The organism is Halobacillus salinarum, assembly GCF_022919095.1.
GTDB lineage: Bacteria > Bacillota > Bacilli > Bacillales > Halobacillaceae > Halobacillus_B > Halobacillus_B salinarum.
The window spans coordinates 2,499,278-2,519,187 of the sequence record NZ_CP095073.1; the positions used below are offsets into that span (position 1 = coordinate 2,499,278).

Sequence of the window (19,910 nt, forward strand, 5' to 3'; positions counted from 1 at the left end):
TTTCCTGCATAAAAGCGATATCAGGTAGCTATTACTTCTTTGTTTACAATGTATCTTGGCAATTGACCTCTTAGTACATCTGCTGCGTTCTGAGCGGTCTTTTGTTTAAGTTCAAGTTCCGATTCCTCTGAATAGTAAGCGGTGTGAGGATTTACAATGACATTCGGCATTTCCAGCAGAGGGTTGTGCTTTTCTACAGGCTCCGTCTCCAGTACATCAAGAGCTGCACCCGCAATTTCTTTATTCTTAAGTGCCGTGATTAAGGCAGCCTCGTCAATGACCGGCCCTCTTGAAGTGTTGATAATAAAGGCATTTTCTTTCATGTTTTGGAATTGATCCGTGCTGATCATTCCTTTTGTATGTTCGTTTAACGGCGGATGAACAGAAAGATAATCAGATGAACGGCATAATTGATTTAACTCCATCAGTTCGACCCCCTGCGACTCAGCAATTTCTGAAGAAACAAAAGGATCGTACGCAGCCACTTTCAAACCGAAAACCTTTGCTTTAACGGCAAGGGACTGGGGAATGTTTCCAAATCCGACTAACCCTAAAGTTTGATTGGATAACCGTGTAATGGGCTTCGCTATCTGAGGATCCCACGCGCCGCTTTTAACAGATTGGTTTAAAAGGACAACTTTTCTTGCACATGCCATGAGCAGCGCAAAGGCATGGTTTGAAACTTCATCTAAACAATAATCGGTCACATTACAAACCATAATGCCTTTTTCAGTAGCAGTCTGTACATCCACGGTATCAAATCCGACTCCGTATCTGGATATGACTTTGCAATGGTCAAGGCTTTCGATGACGTTTCTGGACAGTGGAGCATATTGATTAATGATCGCATCCACACCTTTTGCTGCTTCAATCACGTCATCTTCCGTTCTGCACTGAGCAGTGACAAGTTCAGCATCTGCTGTTTCCAGCACTTTCCTTTCAGGTTCCAGTGTGGGGTAAGTATAATCTGTTACCAGAACTTTGAATGTTGCCACATGATCACTCCTTTATTTTTCCTGCCATTCTGTATGAAAGCTTCCTTCCTTATCTAGACGCTGATACGTATGAGCTCCGAAATAATCCCGCTGAGCCTGCAATAAGTTGGCCGGAAGTCTTTCAGAACGATAGCTGTCATAATAAGCTAGTGCACTTGAAAGGGTGGGCACAGCGATTCCGTGACTTATGGCTAAGGAAACGACCTTTCTAAGAGCTGGGTGATATTCATTGGCAATTTTATTAAAGTAAGGATCGAGTAAAAGGTTGTCTAAGTTGTTATCCGTGTCATAGGCTTCTTTTATTTTTTGCAGGAACTGGGCACGAATAATACATCCGCCGCGAAAAATCATCGCAATATTTCCATAATCCAAATTCCAGTTATATTCTTCAGAAGCTGCGCTCATTTGTGCAAAACCTTGGGCATAGGAACATATTTTACTAAAATATAAAGCTTGGCGCAGTGATTCAAGTAGTTCTTCACGGTCAAAAGCGTTCTCAGGCTGTTCAGGACCATTAAGCACTTTGCTCGCTTTTATACGCTGATTTTTTAAGGCAGAAATGAAACGGGCATACACAGATTCAGTAATCATTGTCTGTGGAACCCCTAAATCAAGCGCACTTTGGCTGGACCATTTTCCCGTTCCTTTTTGAGCAGCTGTGTCCAGTATATTGTCTACGAGCAATGTACCTGGCACTTCCTTATCTTCTTTTGTGAAGATGTCGGCCGTAATTTCAATTAAATAACTGTCAAGCTCTCCCTTGTTCCATTCCGCAAACACATCATGGAGTTCCGATCCTGAAAGCTTGAGAATATTCTTCATAATAAAATAAATTTCTGAAATCAGCTGCATATCACTGTATTCAATTCCGTTATGGACCATCTTGACATAATGACCGGAACCATCGGGACCTGTATGGGCAGCACACGGTTCGTCATCTACTTTGGCGGAGATCGCAGTTAAGAGAGGTTCGACATGACGATAAGCTTCTGCTGAGCCTCCCGCCATAATAGAAGGGCCGTTCAATGCGCCTTCCTCGCCGCCGGAAATACCCGTACCTATAAAATGAACTCCGAGTGCGTTCATTTTTTCATTTCGCTCAATTGTATCTTTATAAAATGTATTTCCTCCATCGATGAGAATATCCCCTTGCTCTAGATGGGGGAGGAGGGCATCAATGGTGGCATCCGTAGGCTGGCCGGCTTTTACCATCAATAGAATAACGCGAGGCTTTGCAAGAGAAGCCACAAAGGACTCAATCTGTTCATTTCCTTGAAAGTTTTTCCCTTGACCTTCATTTTCTAAAAAGTCCTTCGTCCGTTGATATGTACGATTGAAAACGGATACAAAATAACCTCTTTTCTCGATATTAAGCGCTAGATTCTTTCCCATTACGGTTAAACCGACAACACCTACATTATTTTCTTTTGGCATGCATTAGTCTCCTTTTTATAAAAATTTGAAAATCTTTTCACTGTACCTTGTATTATACATAAATAAATTTTCATGTAAATAAATAAAAACAGAAAAAATTTTTCGCAACCTTGAAATAAAGAGGTTTGAAATGGGTGGAAAGGACCAGGAAAAATATTAAATTGGTAAAAACAGGTATAAAGAAAGCAAATATAAAAAAAGCGAGTACGAAAGCAACCTTACTTAACTTCTCTTGATTTGAAGGAACATTCAGGAAATTGGATCCATTATGAATATAGGGTTCAGAGCGTATTTCATGAGGGCAGGAGTTGCTGTCATCAGTGGAGTGAGAGGGGATAAATTTCTACGCTGGCAGGATTGTAAAAGGGAAACGATTCGTATAAAAAAAGAATCATCGACCATGAGGCTTGAAAAATCAAGCTGCCCAAAATCCTCCAGAAAGGATTTCACAAGCAAGCTAAGCTTGTAATTCGTGACAGGAAATCCTGATAGATAAACTGAAGGGTTTAGGCTGAATTAAAGAATGGCTTCATAACGAGTGGATCATTCAACTGCTTGTGTACGGCTTACAGAATGGGAGAACAATCGTCTAAGACCATTCATTCCGTTTATTCAACCAAGGAAACGGTTTGTCAGGAACAGGAAGATTTAATGCATGACAAATTGGTTCCCAGCCATCAGCGGCTTTCCATTCTACGAGCCGGTCAGAAGGTATTGCATTTCTTACTTCCTGATTATGCTTCAAATAGGCGTTTTTCATTACTTCTGGGTGATCCCAGTCTTTTGTACCTGTAAATTGCTCAAGCATGGCAACTAAATCCCGGCCTTCCTGCCAGTCTGGAGACATGGCTTTGCGAGCATGCTTAAGGATTGTAGAATCTACGCTTTCCCACCAATCTTCAACATTTTCACGTACTGATAAAAGAACAACAGCATCAGGATAATGCTCACTTAACTGCTTCCAAAACAAGGAAACCGGCCAGTCTACAGCAGCTATGTACTCTTCCAGAAGCTTATCCCAATTTGTGGAACCAGTTTTTAACGCTTCCTTCCAGCCATTCGCAAGGTTAAATGGGTGACCGGGAAGAGCACTCATATGACAGCAAGGGGCACCTAACAATTCTTCAAGTGTCTTCTTTAACGAACTTGTTCCCGTTCTCGGGAGGCCAGCACCAACAATTTTCAGATCCACGAAAAGTCCTCCTTAATTTGGCAATTTCGGTCTAGATTGATTATATCATGCCTGATTTTTGCGAGAAACGGTTAAGGGAACCTAAGGTCCGCTTAACAGGCTGTTCAATCATTGAGGTTAGAGAGAAAAACAGGGGAGGAAGATGAAAGAAGCCTCCAGAGGAAGTAGAGTCTTCCTCTGGAGGCTGAAGTTTGACTATTCAAGCCATTAATTGGCCTGCAGCTTCTTTTTTTTGCGCGCTTTTTCTTTCTCAATTTGTTTACTTCTCAACTGTCCGCAGGCAGCATCTATGTCTGTTCCGTGTTCTGTACGGACACCACATTTAATTCCACGATCCATTAAGGTTTGGTAGAAGGTAAGAATGGATTCCTTTTCACTTCGTTCATAAGGATGGTCAGCTACTGGATTATAGGGAATCAAATTTACATAAGAGAGATGTTTCTTATCTTTCAATAAATCCGCAAGCTGTTCCGCTTCTTCTTTATGATCGTTGACATCTTTTAAAAGAATATATTCAAAGGTTATTCTACGATTTGTTTTTTCCAAATAATAATCGATTGCCTTCATTAATTCCTCTAATGGATAGGCGCGATTAATCTTCATGATTTTAGATCGCAGCTCATTGTTTGGGGCATGAATAGAAAGGGCTAAATTAATTTGGATTCCTTCATCTGCGAATTCGTACATTTTTGGTGCAATCCCGCTTGTAGAAACTGTGATATGGCGGGCTCCGATAGAAAGTCCTTTCTGATCATTAACAACTCTTAAGAAGTCAATTAAGTGATCGTAATTATCAAAAGGCTCTCCAATCCCCATTACAACAATGTGGCTGACACGTTCTTCTTTGCCTTGTTGATCCAGGTGCTTTTGAACATTCATAATCTGTTCAACAATTTCACCGCTCGTAAGATCACGATTCTTTCGCAGGATTCCGCTCGCACAGAAAGAACAGCCAATATTACAGCCTACCTGTGTAGTCACACAAACCGACAACCCATAATTGAACCGCATTAATACAGTTTCAATGACATTGCCATCTTCCAATTTAAACAAGAACTTAATCGTTCCATCTTTTGATTCCTGTTTAATCTCTTCCTGCAGCGTTTCAATAGTAAACGATTGAGTCAGTAAATCCAGACAGCTTTTATTTACGTTCTTCATTTGAGTAAAATCAGCAACTCGTTTGTTATAGAGCCAGTCCCATACTTGCTTAGCACGAAACTTTTTCTCTCCTCGTTCAACGAGCCAGTTCGTCAGCTGGTCAAGCGTTAATCCGTAAATGGATTGTTTCATAAATACGCTCCTCTTAAAAAAATTCACTATTTTTATCATAAAGGATGAAAAAGGATTAAACAACAAGAAAGAGATTTACGAAATTTTCAATAAAATCTCAGTAGTGATGACAAAGGATTAACCTTTTATTACTATTGATTAATACTTAGTAGTAACTCCGAACATAAAATAAAAATACACACAACTAATATTAACAAATTGTCGAAAAATGAAAAGATATTTATTTAATTCTTTTTGTATTTATATCGAATACGAAAGAATGTCCACATTATCTGAAGATAGATGATATAACCGATAAAAGAATACCAGTGTCTCCATAATTCATTATGTTTAAACCACCCAACTTTTTCAGACCCTATTTCCAGCAGCATGGCAGCTAGTCCGCAGATCGCTAACATAATCATTCTCTCAAGCCGAGTGGAATACTTAAAAACAAACAGCAGAAAAACAGTGGAAAGAGGGAGAAGCACCAGTGTAAAACCAATATGAATATCAAAGACTTCAGGAAATGGACGAACAGGAAAAGAATATAAGCCCTTTGAAATTAAAATAAGATCAAGGGTAGTGGCGATGATGGCCGCTAGAAGCATTTGCTGAACCAGCACAGGCATGTTTTCAGGAAAATAAAATTTTCTTTGCCATCGCAGCCATTTCAATCTTTTCAAGATTTTCACAATAAAGATGCTGCACAGCTCCTTTCACTTCATAGCTTTCTCTAATGAGATAATGAACAATTGCAGGATCTTCAAACCAATCCTTGCCATCAGCCTTTGTATGAAATATGTTTTCCCAAGCATAATTTAAAGGAGGGCTGTAAAGCTTTGCAGAATTGTTGATTAATTGGCAGTTTTTTATTTTGCGTTTCAAGTTATTTCCAGGTAAATTTTCTCTTATATCATGAAAGAGTTGATTCCAGTAATCTTTCCTTGAACCCGAATGGGGGGTGCTCTCCGCCCATTTTGTTATCCTTTGCAGTCTGGATTCAGAAGCAAATAAGAGTTCATACAGTCGTTTACCTAACATAACCCTCTCGCGCAATGAAGCAAAATGCTGGAGCGTCTGACCAATAAGTTTCACTTGTTTCCCTGATTGATCTGGTAAAGGAAATAATATTTGATTGAATTTAAATAAATCCTGTACTTGAAATTCAAGAGTATCAAGCACTGTTTGTTGATAATGGTGGTTTTGGATTAAACGGCCTTCTAAGTAATTTTGTTCATTGACCACTTGAGCTATGGCGAGTGAGTAGTTATCGAAACTGTTCCAAAAATACTTCCAAACGGTTTCCATAAAGATAGAGACACCGAAAAAAGGAAGTAAATAAAATAATGGACGCTGCTGTTTTTTACTTTCTTCATATATTAAGAATTGAGGATAAGCATCTTGAAAGATCAGCCAATTCCCTCGTTCGAGAAACAGAAAGTAATGAGTCCTTTCTTCTGCAGACAAAATTTCCGGAAGAAATTCTCCTTTTAAGTCTGTCATGTTCCAACCGCCGTTTCTTGAGACCATATGTCCGAGAAATGCCCAATGGATTTCTGTGTGGTTCAAGTAAAAGCTTAAATAAGCCTGCGTACGGGTGAGATTATTTACATTGAACTGCTCGGTCTTCGCTTTGATGCTGTTAATTATTGATTGTTCATAGTCAGTAAGAGATAACTGGTTTCCGGGCAATGTGCTGTTTAGCTGATCCTTTAAATCTTTTTTCAACCTTTTTAAATGCTTGGGAAGAACAGGATGATGAAGAGACCATAATTTTTCTAAGTTTAGCAAGGAAACGCTCCCCCTTTATACCAAGACAAATGATAAAGGTTTGTCTATTCCATCTTATTAAGAAAAGAGGAAGCAAATGATTGTAATTACACTCGATCTTATTTATTAGCTGATTTTATTGGTGAAAAAGGATTTCGAATAAATGTACAGAATGGGATTAAAGAAAGGATAAGGAGCTGCGAATCATGAAGAGACATGAGATTATAGGAGAATCATCATTATAGACTCCATACAGAATCAGGCAGGGAGCAAGGAGGACCTTCCTTTTTGGTGGGACAGGTTATTTGGCTGTCTTACCTGAATACATAGGAAGAGGTTCAGGCACATGTATGCCTTAACGGCTGTTACGGAATTAATGCTTTCTTGTCTTTCTTGTGTCGTTAAATGTGGACGGCCGTAACCCAGTGATCGGGTATTATACAAGAGTATTCATTTTATACCATGGCGCAGAAAGGGCACAACTTGGGATATGATTGTTGAACTGACTGATACTAAGCGTATTATAAGGAAGGGGGAAGAGTATGAAAGTAAGAATTGAGTGGATTTACCGTACACTAAAAGGAACAGAAACCAGTTTCAGTTCAGAAAACATGAACGCCAGTAAAGCACTTTTGATAGCAGAGGATCTGGAAAAGTCAGGAAGAGTGGGTGCTATCTCTTTTATCGATAGCCATGATACGGCTTTAAGCATAAAAGAACTGCGGAAGTATCTTCAAGGTATCCAGACGGAGCCCCATAACGTCACGGTTTATTTCGATGGAGGGTTTGATATCAAAACGCATTCTTCAGGCTTAGGGTGTGCGATATACTATGAGCAAAATGGCAAATTTTTTCGACTAAGAAGAAACGCACTTGTCGAAGAATTATCCTCTAATAACGAAGCTGAATATGCCGCAATTCATCTTAGTATACAAGAATTGGAGCTCTTAGGGGTCCACCATCTCCCTGTCACATTTATTGGTGATTCCCAAGTCGTTATCAACCAATTAAATGACACGTGGCCGGTACTTGAGGAGGAATTGGCTCGCTGGGCTGATCGAATTGATGAACATTTAGAAAGGCTGGGAATTACACCAGAATTAGAAGTAGTCTCTAGAAAAAAGAATCGTGAAGCTGACAAATTAGCGACTCAAGCATTAAATGGAATCGAGATTACGAGTACAGTTGAACTTACAGAGCAATAAATAGGACAGTCTGCTTAAAAAGCCTGTCCGTACATCAAAAAGTATACTTTTATTTTTCATGCTCTTGCCTGCTGAATTCTTACCTTCATTTTTATAAACACAAAGTTCTCTGGATTGCGAAGTTGTGGCTCGATGCAACAGACGAGACGTTAAGTAAACCAATAAGCTTGTGCACTTTTCCTGATTCTGACAGCTGGATCTTTTTTATTAATTCTCGAAGATCTAAGAGTTAGGAACGCACTAATTAATAGAGATTAGAAGTTAAGGAGTCAAACGATGAAAAACATTTCTTACAACAGTATGAGTGGTACAAAAGATGTTCAAGCTTGTGCAGAACTATACTGCCATGTGTTTATAGGAGATGACTTTACGAATAAAGACTTTCAAATTTCTTTAGAAAACTTACATAAACATAGTATTTACGAGGGGTTTAAAGGAGTAAAAGCTGTCAACGAAAACGAGGACATCATTGGATTTGCTTACGGATACACAAGTAAACCGGGGCAATTTTACAGAGAAAAGTTAATCGAACATTTACTGGAAATCAAGCACCTCTGGCTGAATGATTGTTTTGAATTTGTAGAGCTGGCCGTCCACCCTGGCCATACACGAGAAGGGATCGGTACGAAGCTGCAGAATCATTTACTCGAGGGGCTTCCTCATCATACCGCTGTACTTACGGTTTCTGTTACAAATCAGCCAGCCTTCCACTTGTATAGAAAACGAGGGTGGGAGACGCTTCAATACAACGCACCTCTCATTTCTAAAGACGATTTACAAATGATTTTAGGGCTGAAATTGTCTTAAAAAAAAGGAGATATAGTGATGGAAGCTGGAATCGACAAAGCGCACAGCGGGATTCGTCTATTAGCTGACATCCTTGATATCAGTGGCTTCTGTGCGTTATTTTTTCTTATTTCAATGATTAACGGCAGCGAATATCCTATACTTTATCCTTTTGGGTGGGCGGTTCAGATAGGTTACCTTCTTTACTCTATCATTCTCCCAAGTATATGGACCGGGTATATTCTAGGAAAAAGAATCTTTAGAATTAAAATTGAGAAAGCAAACGGAAAGGCCGTTACTTTCTTTGATATGTTCATACGTGAATGCATAGGAAAATTTATTTTCGGTTACCTTTCATTTGGAATGACTACTGTCATTAGTGGACTTATGATTACTTTCAGAAAAGACAGAAGAGCGATTCACGACTTTTTAGCAGGTACAATGGTGAATAATGATTGGAATATTAAATAGGCACGGCAATGGATGAAGAAGACCATAAGACCCCTCCTGCTTTTATCCATCTGTTCTTAAGCATTGAGTAAATATTCATTAAACTTTATTATGAATAGTAAGCAAACCGTTTCTTTACAATTTAATTCAAACTAGAGTATAAAAGGGGAAACGCCATGGATGCTTTAGACATAGTTGACAACTTGCATAAATTAAAACCAGTATTTCAGCCTATCATTAGTGCCATAAGACATGATGTTATAGGATATGAAGTACTTGGCCGAATCGAAGAGAATAATGATTGGGTGGGGTTAAGTTCTTTTTTCCATGATAATGATGTCCCTGAAGAATTCAAAGTGGACGTAGACCAGCACCTTCTGCAAATCGCCATGGAAGAAATGCTTACCTCTAACATAGATGGGCTGCTATTTATTAACAGAAGTGCCAAACAACTGATGGTTCATGATGGGGAAGACCTCCTGGAGACGCTTCTTTTATTCGAACAAAAAGGTTTTTCCATGAACAGAGTCGTCGTAGAAGTGACAGAACACGATTTTGAAGAAGATTTTCAGGAACTTAGTCATCTGCTGCTATATTACAAAACATTTGGTATCCAAATAGCGATCGACCACGTAGGTGCCAAAAGTTCGAATATTGATCGCATCCGTCAGTTGGAACCGCACATCTTAAAAATCAATACAAGAATCATTCGTCATTCTGATTCAGATGGCTTTCAGGACATTATGTATTCTCTTTCGATGTTAGCTAGAAAAATAGGTTCAGCGTTACTGTTTGACAATATTGAAGATGATTACCAGCTTTACTTTGCTTGGAAGAACGGCGGCCGTTATTACCAAGGTGATTACCTTGCACAACCTGACTTTCAATTTGTTTCCAAAAATTCTCTTGCCCTTAACATTGGAAAAAGAATCGAACGTTACATTAACAGGGAAAAGTCGTTAATTGAACAACGGTTAGCGTTTATACTCTCCTGGGAACAAAAAATTAAGGAATTGCTTCCTAAATGGACAGGGCAGAAGGATGTAGACCCTTTTATAGAATTAATTACCCATCAATTTAATGAAGAATGTTTTCGGATGTTCATTTGCAACAGTGACGGCCAGCAAATCTCCTCCAACTTTAGAAAAAAAGGAAACTCGTGGAATAGAGAACCGGATAAAAAAGGGTCAAATTGGGCATTCCGTCCATACTTTCTGGAAAACGTTATGCAAATGAAAACATGGGGAAAAGGCATCCTGTCCGATATCTATTCAGATATAGATACCAAGGAAATGATACGAACTTTTAGTTACCCATTAACGGATCAGTACTTCTTGTTCGTGGACATTCGTTATGCTTACCTTTATGATCATGAGAGTTTACTAATCTAGCTGTATTATTTCGAACTGGGAGGGATCTTCACAGAAAAACTCCCAACGTTGTTGATAAACCTTGGGAGTTGTGGCAATTATTGATCATCCGCTAAGCGGAAACCGCTGAATTGCCATCTCATATCAGGATAGAAAAAATTTCGATAGGTGAGGCGGATATGCGACCTTGGCGTCACACAAGATCCCCCTTTTAATACAAATTGGTTCGCCATAAACTTAGCATTATATTCTCCCAGCGAACCGGCTAACGGTTTGCTCCTTGGATAGGGGACATAGGGGCTCTGCGTCCACTCCCAAACATCTCCGAATGCTTTATGGAACGCAGCTTCTTCACTATAGTGAGAATGCGGCTGGTAGTAACCATCTTCCATAAAGTGACCATCCAACGTATGGGTTTCCAACGCATACTCCCATTCCTGTTCTGTTGGAAGCCTCTTTCCTGCCCAACGTGCATAAGCATCAGCTTCATAATAGCTCACATGCGAAACAGGCGCATTTAAATCTAACTTCGTTAATCCAGCCAGAGTATAGCTATACCATTCTCCCTCCTGTTTTTCCCAGTATTGAGGATGCCCCCAATGTTCCTGATGTACTTTCTGCCAGCCATCCGACAGCCAATGTTCCGGATGTTCATAGCCACCATCATTGATAAACTGGATAAATTCCCAGTTGGTTACTGGTCGGTTAGCCAATTGATAAGGTGCGAGATATGTCTTGTGGCGAGGGTTTTCATTGTCAAAGCAAAATCCTTCACCGTCATATCCTACCTGCACGAGTCCTCCATCAATTTTTTCAAACTGAAGTGCCGGCACACTTTCATGCGGATGTTGGTTGTTATGAAAAGCCGGATAGAGGGGATTAAAGGAAAAATTATATTTAATGTCCATTAGAATCAGTTCTTGATGCTGCTGTTCATGTTGAAGCCCGATTTCTACCAGTTCCTGTATCTCCTTTTTTTCTCCATGAGTAACTAGTAATTTACTCATTGTTTGATCGACACGCTTGCGGTATTCCATCGTTTCATCAACAGTGGGGCGGGTGATAAGTCCTCGCCTGGCCTGTGGATGAGGAGTTCCTACCGTTTCATAATAGGAATTAAATAAGTAAAGGAACTCTTCATTAAAGTGCTGATAGTCAGGAACAAACTTTTCTAATATAAACTTCTCAAAAAACCAGGTTGTATGGGCCAGGTGCCATTTAGCAGGGCTGACATGAGGGGCAGCCTGTACGACAAAATCCTCCGTTTTTAGGTTAGACACGAGTTTTTCACTATAGTTTCGCACTTTCTGATACTGGTTTTGAAGATTAACTTCTGTAGTCGTTTGCATGTGTATCCACTCCTATTTTTTGATCTCCACTTCCTTTAACCCTTCATTCAAGTAAAAGTGCATTATTAACCGTTTTTCCCCATCTCTCCTAATCTCAATCGCAAACTTGTATTTATTAAATCACGCTTTTCTTTTTGCTTGAATAGAATTTCGTTGTAGATTTTTACTTTGAGAAAAATCTGCTGGAGAACTAGAAGTAATTCCTCTTACGGTCGAAATCGACTGCAATATCATGAAAAATAGAACGGGGAACCCCGCTACGGTTGCCATTTGCTTGACCGCGTCTACACCAGTAATTTCTCCTCCTGTACCTGCTGTAATCGTCAGCAAAGCCATCAATCCCATTACCACCCCCCAAAAAATTTTCACTTTAGCCGGAGGCTCCGGGTCTAAAATCGTGTTTCCAGTCGTCGTTAAGGATGAAATTGTCGTCGTCAGGGAATCAGCAAGGGTTGTAAAAGAAATGAAGATCGTCAACAGCATCAGCCAGCTGATAATAACTGCCAAGGGAAAATGTTCAAGAAATGCAAAAAGCGACAGTTCCAGCCCGCCTTCCTGGTTATGAATTAAATTCCAAAGCTGGCCGTCTCCTTTCCAGTCAAAATAAATCGCACTTCCACCAAATGCCCAGAACCACAGCATTCCAAAAGCAGCGGGGAGGAGGAGATTGACGACTACAAATTCCCGAATCGTTCTGCCATAGGCTAGTCTAGCTAAAAACATCCCGGTAACAGGCGCATAAGCAAGCCAAATGGACCAGTTAAATATCGGCCACCACCTCGGCCAGTCCGAACCTTTCATTGCACTCATCCATAAAAATCGTTCAGGAAGATGAGTGAGAAAATAGCCGGTCGATTGAGTTCCTAAATTTAATATAAATACTGTTGGACCAAACACAAAGACAAACAGCAGTAATAAAAGGAATACTTTTGTATTTTGATCGGCTAAAAACCGTATACCTCTCTGCAAGCCTGTATAACTAGAAATTATGTAAGTGATGGTAATCACAATGACAAGAGAGCCCCATAAAACAGGGCCGGTGCTTAAGCCTGTCAAGTGACCAATACCGCTTCCAATCTGGAGCACTCCTTCGCCTAGAACAGCAGCCATACCTCCAGCGATTGCAAACATTGTCAAACAATCGACAAGCGTCCCTGTGATTCCAAAAGCTCTTTTCCCAATTAACGGATACAGCGTAGAACTGATTGCATAAGGAAGCTGTAAATTATAATGGGCATAAGCTACGGCAATTCCCGATAGTACATAAATCGCATAAGGGGCAAGCGTCCAGTGATTCAAACTCGTTGATATTGCAAATACCCCGGCTTGCTCTGTACCGGGCTTAATCCCTAATGCTTGAGGGGGCTGGCTGAAATGGTTGATCGGTTCGGCCAGCCCCCAAAATAGGATTCCAACACCAATTCCCGCAGTAAGAGAAATGGCGAACCACGTCCATTTATTTACAATCGGGCGGGCCTGTTTTCCTCCAAATTTGATATCTCCATATTTAGAGAAGCCAAAATATAAACAAAGGAATATCAACGAAAATACAGTTAAATTGAACAGCCAGCCAAAATTAATAAAGGCAAAATTAACAATCTTTGTTTGAATATCATAGAAACTCTGCGGAAAAAATACTCCAATTAAAACAGTAACCAACAACAAGACAGCCATAGGGAGGAACACGTTCCACCTGATTTTCTTCTCTTCCATTCTCGTCTCACACTCTTCCCTTCTAATCTGCAATCTGAGTAACGGTTACCCTAACCACTTGAAAAACAAACCTTCTACATTTAAAGAAGGTCAATGGTTGACGATGAAATATATATTTCATAAACTTTATTTATATGAAACATCTATTTCAAAAAGGAGATGTCGAAGATTCCACAACTATCACCCTTACTCTTTGAAAACGCAACAAGGTCCAGAGATTTTTTTGACCATGCCAAAGAGGTTATTCCCGGAGGAGTAACAGCTCAAATTAAACATTTTGATCCGCATCCAGTAGTGATGGAGAAAGGCGACGGGAGCAAGCTTTATGACGTCGACGGAAATCAGTACATCGATTATTTGCTTTCTTACGGTGCTTTGATTCACGGACACGGTCACCCTAATGTTATCAATGCGGTTATGAACCAAATGAAAACCGATGGAAGTACTATTTTCGGCACCCCTCATCAAAAAGAAGTAGAAATGGCAGAAAAACTTATTCATCTATACCCCGGAATAGAAATGGTACGGTATACGAATTCTGGTTTAGAAGCGACCCTGCTTGCTATCCGTACAGCACTTGCAGTCACCGGCAAGCCAAAGCTCGCCAAGTTTGAGGGACATTATCACGGCGGTCACGACCAAGTGCTTGTCAGTGTCAACCCTGGGAAAAGAGAACGAGGAAAACCGGAACAGCCTCAGGCAGTACTGGAATCCACCGGTATTCCTGATTACTATGTAAAAAATACGGTGGTTCTGCCTTTTAATCAATTGGATGCTTGTGAAAAGATTCTCAGAGAGCAGGCTGATGAAATCGGCTGTCTTATTTTGGAGCCTGTTCAAGGCGGCTTCATTCCTGCTGAAAAGGTTTTTATAGAAGGAATTCGAAAGCTGACAGAAGAATTAAATATTGTCCTGATTTTTGATGAAGTAAAGACTGGTTTTCGTGTTGGACTAGGAGGGGCGCAGGGGGAATATGGAATTCAGCCTGACCTAACCACCCTCGGAAAAGTACTGGGCGGAGGATTTCCAATCGGAGTATTAGGAGGAAGTAAAGAGATTATGGCGTTGACTTCGGGCGAAAAACGAGACTTACTTTCCACAGGTGCAGAGCAAAGAGGAGGACCGGATGCTGTTTTTCACAGCGGTACGTATAATGGTCACCCAACAGTACTTGCTGCAGGATTAGCTACGATACATGAGCTCGAGAAAGAGGAAGCCATGGATGAACTATTTCGTAAAACACAACATCTCCGAGATGGTCTGGAAAACGTTTACCGCTCTTATGGTCTCCCCATGCAGACCATTGGAACAGGCAGCATCTTTAATCTTCTGTTAACCGATAAAAAGGTATTGAACTACAGGGATTTAAGCAAGGCAGACTTCACATTAAGAAGAGAAATCGACCTTCAGCTGCTTGCTCAGGGGATCTATACGAAGCCGCTCAATCGTTATTCTATGTCTACCGTTCATTCTGAAGAAGATCTAGAAAGTACGATTCACTGTCATGAGCAAGCCATTAAAGAGGTTCTCAAGAAATGATGATCCTAACCGACTGGAGGAAGGAGGGATAAAGGTGGCAGATATATATAAGCAAATCGCCAGTAATATGGAAGACATGAGCAATGCCCAGATAAAAATTGCGGAATATTTAATCAATCATTCTTCTTCTGCACCTTTTTTGACGGCTGGCAAATTAGCGAAAATGTCAGAAGTCAGTGCCGCTACAGTAGTAAGGTTTGCAGCATTTTTAGGTTTTTCTGGCTACGCAGAATTACAAGAAGAGCTTCAAAATTCGGTTCAACAACAGCTGACTACCTTTCAAAGGTTGAAACTTTCTCAAAACGTGTACAGTAAAGAAACAGGAGTCTATGAAATATTCCAAGATGACCTCGCAAATTTGCAAAGGACAATGGAAAACTTAGATGCTCAAGTTTTTCAACAAGCAGTAGATACGATTTTAAGAGCAGACCGTATCTTTATACTGGCCAATCGAAGTGCCGCATCATTAGGAATGTTCCTAAACTACTATCTAGGCATGATGTTCGAACACGTCGTACAATTGCAGTCGTTGGAAAATGCCTCGGAGAAACTAGCCGATCTAAGTGAATCAGATGCAGTAATTGGACTAAGCTTTTCCCGTTACACGAAGAGTACGGTTGAGATGTTTGCATACGCAAATTCTCATCATGCATCAACCATTGCAATAACGGATCAACTTCGTTCACCGTTGACTCCTCATGCAGATATTTCACTGCTTGCTGCAAGTCAAATGCCCAGCTTTATCGATTCATTCACTGCTCCCTTAAGCTTAATAAATGCATTACTAACGGTAATAGGCAAAGAAATGCAGACAGATATTCAACATCGTCTCCAAGGTCTGGAAGACATATGGAATCACTTCAACGTATTTCACCATTCTTAGTCTTAAAATTCATTTTATCGTGTCTGCAGAAAATTCAGCTTGTTTCCTATGTTAATAATAAAAGGTGAGCCAATTGGCTCACCTTCAATTTCATTAATACACTTGATCACCATTAAATATAGAATTTTTTACAATGACATAGTCTACATGTCTGATGGCATCCAAAGAGTCTCCGCCCGCATAGGAAATCGAGGATTGCAGATCCTGTTCCATCTCCGCTAACGTATCTTTTAAAGAGCCTTTATGCTCGACAAACATCTTTTTGCCTTCTACATTTTTTCTTTCTCCTTTTTGAAACTCAGAGGCAGAACCGAAATATTCTTTATACCGCTTGCCTTCTTTTTCGAAAGTTTCTCCAGGGGATTCTTCATGGCCAGCAAACAAAGAGCCAATCATCACCATAGTCGCTCCAAATCTGATCGACTTAGCTATGTCCCCGTGGGTTCGAATTCCCCCATCGGCAATAATTGGTTTTGTCGCAGCTTTTGCACACCATCTCAATGCAGCAAGCTGCCAGCCGCCTGTACCAAAGCCAGTCTTTATTTTTGTTATACACACTTTTCCTGGTCCAATACCTACTTTTGTTGCATCAGCACCAGCATTCTCAAGTTCCCGTACAGCTTCTGGTGTACCTACGTTTCCTGCGATTACAAAACTGTCGGGTGCATGTTTTTTGATATGCTGAATCATTTCAATAACCGAATTCGCATGACCATGTGCTATATCCACCGTTATATAATCTGGTACTGCATTTTCTAGACAGAGCTGCTCTACAAACTGAAATTCTTCCTCTTTAACACCTACACTTATGGAGGCATACAAATTACGTTCCTTCATCTTTTTAATAAAAGCCATGCGTTTAGCAGGCTCAAAACGATGCATCACATAAAAGTAACCTTGCTCAGCTAAAGTGATTGCAATGCTTTCATCTATAATTGTCTGCATATTTGCCGGAACCACGGGCAGTTTAAAGCTGCGTCCTCCTAAAGTAGCCGTAGTATCACATTGAGATCGGCTGTTGACAATACATTTTGCGGGAATTAATTGAATATCTTCATAATCGAATACATTTTCCATTATGCACACCCCTAAACGCGAATATTGAAGCCGCATTCATTTATAATTGTTCGGCCCTTGAGTAATTTACCTTATTTCGTGCAATCTGTCAAAGTTTTTTGTCTATTTCCTATATCCTTTGCCAAGCTGTTAAATCTATCAGGATTTCGTATCACCAAGCATGAATGCGTAGGAAAAACGTGGAATTCTTTATATAATAGAGGGACCAGGTGTGATAAAAGGAGAAGGAAAGCCGAAGGAACATGACAGGAAGAAAAGTTTTTGCCAGGAGCAGTGTAACCTCTGTAAACTTTGTTTAAAAGATGCAAAGGGCAGAATCATTCCGGTCAGAATAAGCACTTCACCTTTACAAATTTGAATAGGAGGGGAATCATGAGGATACGAAACGTTAAGGAGGGGGATTATTCGGATATTTCTCCAGTGATCAACAACTGGTGGGGAGGAAGGGATATGTCGGATATGGTACCCAAACTGTTTTTCGTCCATTTTACAGAGACAAGTTTTATTGCAGAAGAGGATGGAAAAGTCGTCGGTTTTTTAATCGGATTTCTCTCCCAAACTTATCCCGACGAAGCCTACATACATTTTGCAGGAGTTCATCCAGAATATAGAAGAAGCAAAATAGGAAGGAAGCTGTACGAGCAATTTTTTTCTGTTGTTTTACAACAGGGAAGATCAGTCATTCGTGCAGTTACCTCACCCGTCAATAAGGATTCCGTAAACTACCATAAACGAATGGGCTTTGAACTGGAAAAAGGAGATAAAGAATTGAACGGCATCCCTGTGCACACTCATTACGACGGAATAGATCAGTCCCGCGTGTTATTTATGAAGTATTTCCAGAAGGAGGAAACAAGATGAAGCCAAAAATCACAGTGGTAACGCTTGGTGTTGAGAATCTTGAAAAAGCCGTAGCCTTTTACAAGGAAGGGTTAGGATTTCCTACGAAAGGAATCATTGGGGAAGAGTTTGACCAAGGGGCGGTTGCTTTTTTTGACCTTCACGAAGGTCTTAAACTTGCCGTTTGGCATCGGGAAAACATTGCATCTGAAGCAAAAATCCCCCTAACTCCTTCGAGTGCTGCAGCGTTCACAATCGGGCATAATGTAGCTAGCAAAAATGAAGTGAATCAAGTTATGGAAGAAGCAGAAAAAGCAGGGGCAGTCATTACAGATCCTGCTCACGAAACCTTTTGGGGAGGATATTCAGGCCATTTTCAGGACCTCGACGGCCACGTATGGGAGGTAGTATGGAATCCTGACTTTGAATCTTTATAACCTCTTTTTCCATGTGTGTCTAAACATAACTGGGTGAATAAACCATATAATGGACTAGTATAACCTTCCAAATACTTTGAGTTGAGGTGATTTGTTGAAGGTAGCAGCTATTATTCAAGCCAGACTAAGTTCAACAAGGTTAGCAGGGAAAATCATGAAGCAAGTGCTGGGAAAACCATTATTAGAATACCAAATTGAACGAATAAAACGAGCAAAGCTTGTAGATGTTATTTGTGTCGCCACAACGACTAAAGAATCCGACCAGCCCATCATTGATTTATGCAGACGCTTATCTATTCCATATGTTCAAGGCTCAGAAGAAGATGTCCTTTCCCGTTATTACAAAGCAGCAAAAATAGTCAAAGCTGACTGCATCGTAAGATTGACTTCAGATTGTCCTTTAATAGATCCAGCCGTTATGGATGCCGTAATTAATAAATACATTTCCAATTATCCACAATATCACTATGTCTCCAATGTGATTGAGCGAACGTATCCTAGAGGACTGGACGTAGAAGCCTTTTCGATGTCCGTGCTTACCCACTTGCATAAATCTCTGACAAAACAAAACTATAGAGAACATGTAACCCTTTATGTGAACAAACATCCTGCTAACTATTCGATCGCTCATGTAAAGAACAAATCAGGAGACTATAGCCATATTCGTTTAACAGTGGACACGATTGAGGATTTTCAGTTAATCGAAAAAATAATAACTGAATTATACCCTTTAAATAAGTGCTTTACTTTTGAAGACGTACTTTCATTATTATCGAAGCATAGCGATTGGCTGGAAATAAACGCTAATGTTCAGCAAAAAGAACATTAATTCAAAAGGTCAGCTGTCCAGAAAAGAAGAGAAGAATGGAAACTTATCCTGCTTTCTCATCCTGCATTTCTATTCTTCAGTTTTCATATTTTCGAAATAATTGATATTTCCACAAAGAAATAGCTTAAAGCTTTTTCACCAAAAATCGGCGGTCTTTCAAGAGAGCAGGATGAACAGCTCTTACTTTACCGGAAAAGCTTCCAAGATTAATTCCCGCTCCGTTATAGTAGGAGAGCCAGACTAGTTTGGAGCAATATTGTTCATGGTAGTTGTCATTAAGGGATGTAAAAAGGCGGTATACAGCATTAGTATGTTGACCAAAAAGAATTTCAAGCTGCGTACATGCTTCTATAGCTTTCTCCGAATTGTTAGGAGAGAAGATGGTGATCGACCGAAACTTCTTAAAATAATCGGGAACTTCATCTTTTATTAATCCACTGGGAATGGAATGAACCACACGTTTATCGCTGCCGACCATTCCTACATGGCCTACATATTTAGACTCTCTTTTTCCTATAGGGGAGAAAAGCAAATCACCGGGTTCTATTCGTATTCGGGTTGATGGATATAACTCAGGATGAGGTTCCGCTCCAGGGGAAACTGTTTTCTTTGGCCGTAAGCAAAGCGAAAGCAGCACGGCTGCTAAACCGGCACAAAGAGTGTATACTGTATTCTTTTTCAAGTTTTTCACCTTTTCAATAAAATATAATAAACCTAGAGTAACATATAGTAGAGGATGATCCGCTAAGATGTGTGACAAAAAAAG

Annotated in this window: 19 protein-coding genes; 9 read left to right on the forward strand and 10 right to left on the reverse strand. The window is 40.1% G+C overall.

Annotated features, from left to right (window positions below; translation table 11 throughout):
* Positions 1–20: 20 nt before the first annotated feature.
* The 6 genes from MUN89_RS12875 to MUN89_RS12900 form a co-directional block, all read right to left on the reverse strand.
* Complete coding sequence (locus MUN89_RS12875) at positions 21–995, reverse strand: C-terminal binding protein (RefSeq protein WP_244708214.1); 975 nt, start codon at positions 993–995, stop codon at positions 21–23.
* 12 nt (positions 996–1,007) lie between these two features.
* A complete protein-coding gene (gene gndA / locus MUN89_RS12880; protein WP_244708215.1) occupies positions 1,008–2,429 on the reverse strand; it encodes an NADP-dependent phosphogluconate dehydrogenase in 1,422 nt (473 codons plus the stop codon).
* Between the two features lie 589 nt (positions 2,430–3,018).
* Entirely contained in the window at positions 3,019–3,621 is a 603-nt protein-coding gene (locus tag MUN89_RS12885; protein WP_244708216.1) for a sulfotransferase family protein, read from the reverse strand.
* 207 nt (positions 3,622–3,828) lie between these two features.
* Entirely contained in the window at positions 3,829–4,914 is a 1,086-nt protein-coding gene (gene rlmN, locus MUN89_RS12890) for a dual-specificity RNA methyltransferase RlmN (protein WP_244708217.1), read from the reverse strand.
* A gap of 224 nt (positions 4,915–5,138) precedes the next feature.
* Entirely contained in the window at positions 5,139–5,525 is a 387-nt protein-coding gene (locus MUN89_RS12895; RefSeq protein WP_244708218.1) for a CBO0543 family protein, read from the reverse strand.
* A 4-nt stretch (positions 5,526–5,529) separates the two neighbouring features.
* Entirely contained in the window at positions 5,530–6,687 is a 1,158-nt protein-coding gene (locus MUN89_RS12900) for a DUF2515 family protein (protein WP_244708219.1), read from the reverse strand.
* A 521-nt stretch (positions 6,688–7,208) separates the two neighbouring features.
* Here MUN89_RS12900 and MUN89_RS12905 point away from each other — a divergent pair.
* The 4 genes from MUN89_RS12905 to MUN89_RS12920 all read left to right on the forward strand — a co-directional run bounded on the left by MUN89_RS12905 (position 7,209) and on the right by MUN89_RS12920 (position 10,498).
* Positions 7,209–7,871 carry a reverse transcriptase-like protein gene (locus tag MUN89_RS12905; protein ID WP_244708220.1) on the forward strand — a complete coding sequence of 221 codons (663 nt, stop codon included), beginning with the start codon at positions 7,209–7,211 and terminating at the stop codon, positions 7,869–7,871.
* A 276-nt stretch (positions 7,872–8,147) separates the two neighbouring features.
* Positions 8,148–8,678, forward strand: coding sequence for a GNAT family N-acetyltransferase (locus MUN89_RS12910; protein ID WP_244708221.1), 531 nt, complete (start codon positions 8,148–8,150; stop codon positions 8,676–8,678).
* Positions 8,679–8,696: 18 nt separating this feature from the next.
* Complete coding sequence (locus MUN89_RS12915; protein WP_244708222.1) at positions 8,697–9,128, forward strand: RDD family protein; 432 nt, start codon at positions 8,697–8,699, stop codon at positions 9,126–9,128.
* Between the two features lie 155 nt (positions 9,129–9,283).
* Positions 9,284–10,498: an EAL domain-containing protein gene (locus MUN89_RS12920; protein WP_244708223.1), complete on the forward strand. Its 1,215-nt coding sequence runs from the start codon at positions 9,284–9,286 to the stop codon at positions 10,496–10,498.
* Between the two features lie 77 nt (positions 10,499–10,575).
* Here the strand turns inward: MUN89_RS12920 and egtB are convergent, their stop codons facing one another.
* A complete protein-coding gene (egtB, locus tag MUN89_RS12925) occupies positions 10,576–11,826 on the reverse strand; it encodes an ergothioneine biosynthesis protein EgtB (RefSeq protein ID WP_244708224.1) in 1,251 nt (416 codons plus the stop codon).
* A 120-nt stretch (positions 11,827–11,946) separates the two neighbouring features.
* On the reverse strand, positions 11,947–13,539 hold the full coding sequence (locus MUN89_RS12930) for a BCCT family transporter (protein WP_244708225.1): 1,593 nt from the start codon (positions 13,537–13,539) through the stop codon (positions 11,947–11,949).
* Between the two features lie 159 nt (positions 13,540–13,698).
* Between MUN89_RS12930 and MUN89_RS12935 the strand changes: the two genes are divergently transcribed.
* Both MUN89_RS12935 and MUN89_RS12940 read left to right on the forward strand, forming a co-directional pair.
* Positions 13,699–15,078 (forward strand): aspartate aminotransferase family protein, encoded by a 1,380-nt coding sequence (locus MUN89_RS12935; RefSeq protein ID WP_244708226.1) that lies wholly within the window; start codon positions 13,699–13,701, stop codon positions 15,076–15,078.
* Between the two features lie 34 nt (positions 15,079–15,112).
* Positions 15,113–15,961: a MurR/RpiR family transcriptional regulator gene (locus tag MUN89_RS12940; protein ID WP_244708227.1), complete on the forward strand. Its 849-nt coding sequence runs from the start codon at positions 15,113–15,115 to the stop codon at positions 15,959–15,961.
* 93 nt (positions 15,962–16,054) lie between these two features.
* On the opposite strand, the gene guaC is transcribed toward MUN89_RS12940, so the two are convergent.
* Positions 16,055–17,038, reverse strand: a complete 984-nt coding sequence (gene guaC, locus MUN89_RS12945; protein WP_244708228.1) for a GMP reductase — start codon at positions 17,036–17,038, stop codon at positions 16,055–16,057.
* 372 nt (positions 17,039–17,410) lie between these two features.
* On the opposite strand from guaC, the gene MUN89_RS12950 reads away from it, so the two are divergent.
* From MUN89_RS12950 to MUN89_RS12960, 3 genes are all read left to right on the forward strand, one after another.
* Positions 17,411–17,899 (forward strand): GNAT family N-acetyltransferase, encoded by a 489-nt coding sequence (locus MUN89_RS12950; RefSeq protein ID WP_244708229.1) that lies wholly within the window; start codon positions 17,411–17,413, stop codon positions 17,897–17,899.
* Entirely contained in the window at positions 17,896–18,315 is a 420-nt protein-coding gene (locus MUN89_RS12955; protein ID WP_244708230.1) for a VOC family protein, read from the forward strand. Before MUN89_RS12950 ends, MUN89_RS12955 begins: the two co-directional genes overlap by 4 nt.
* Positions 18,316–18,409: 94 nt before the next feature.
* Positions 18,410–19,144, forward strand: coding sequence for a cytidylyltransferase domain-containing protein (locus MUN89_RS12960; RefSeq protein ID WP_244708231.1), 735 nt, complete (start codon positions 18,410–18,412; stop codon positions 19,142–19,144).
* A gap of 124 nt (positions 19,145–19,268) precedes the next feature.
* On the opposite strand, the gene MUN89_RS12965 is transcribed toward MUN89_RS12960, so the two are convergent.
* Positions 19,269–19,826, reverse strand: a complete 558-nt coding sequence (locus MUN89_RS12965) for a C40 family peptidase (protein WP_244708232.1) — start codon at positions 19,824–19,826, stop codon at positions 19,269–19,271.
* Positions 19,827–19,910: the final 84 nt, after the last annotated feature.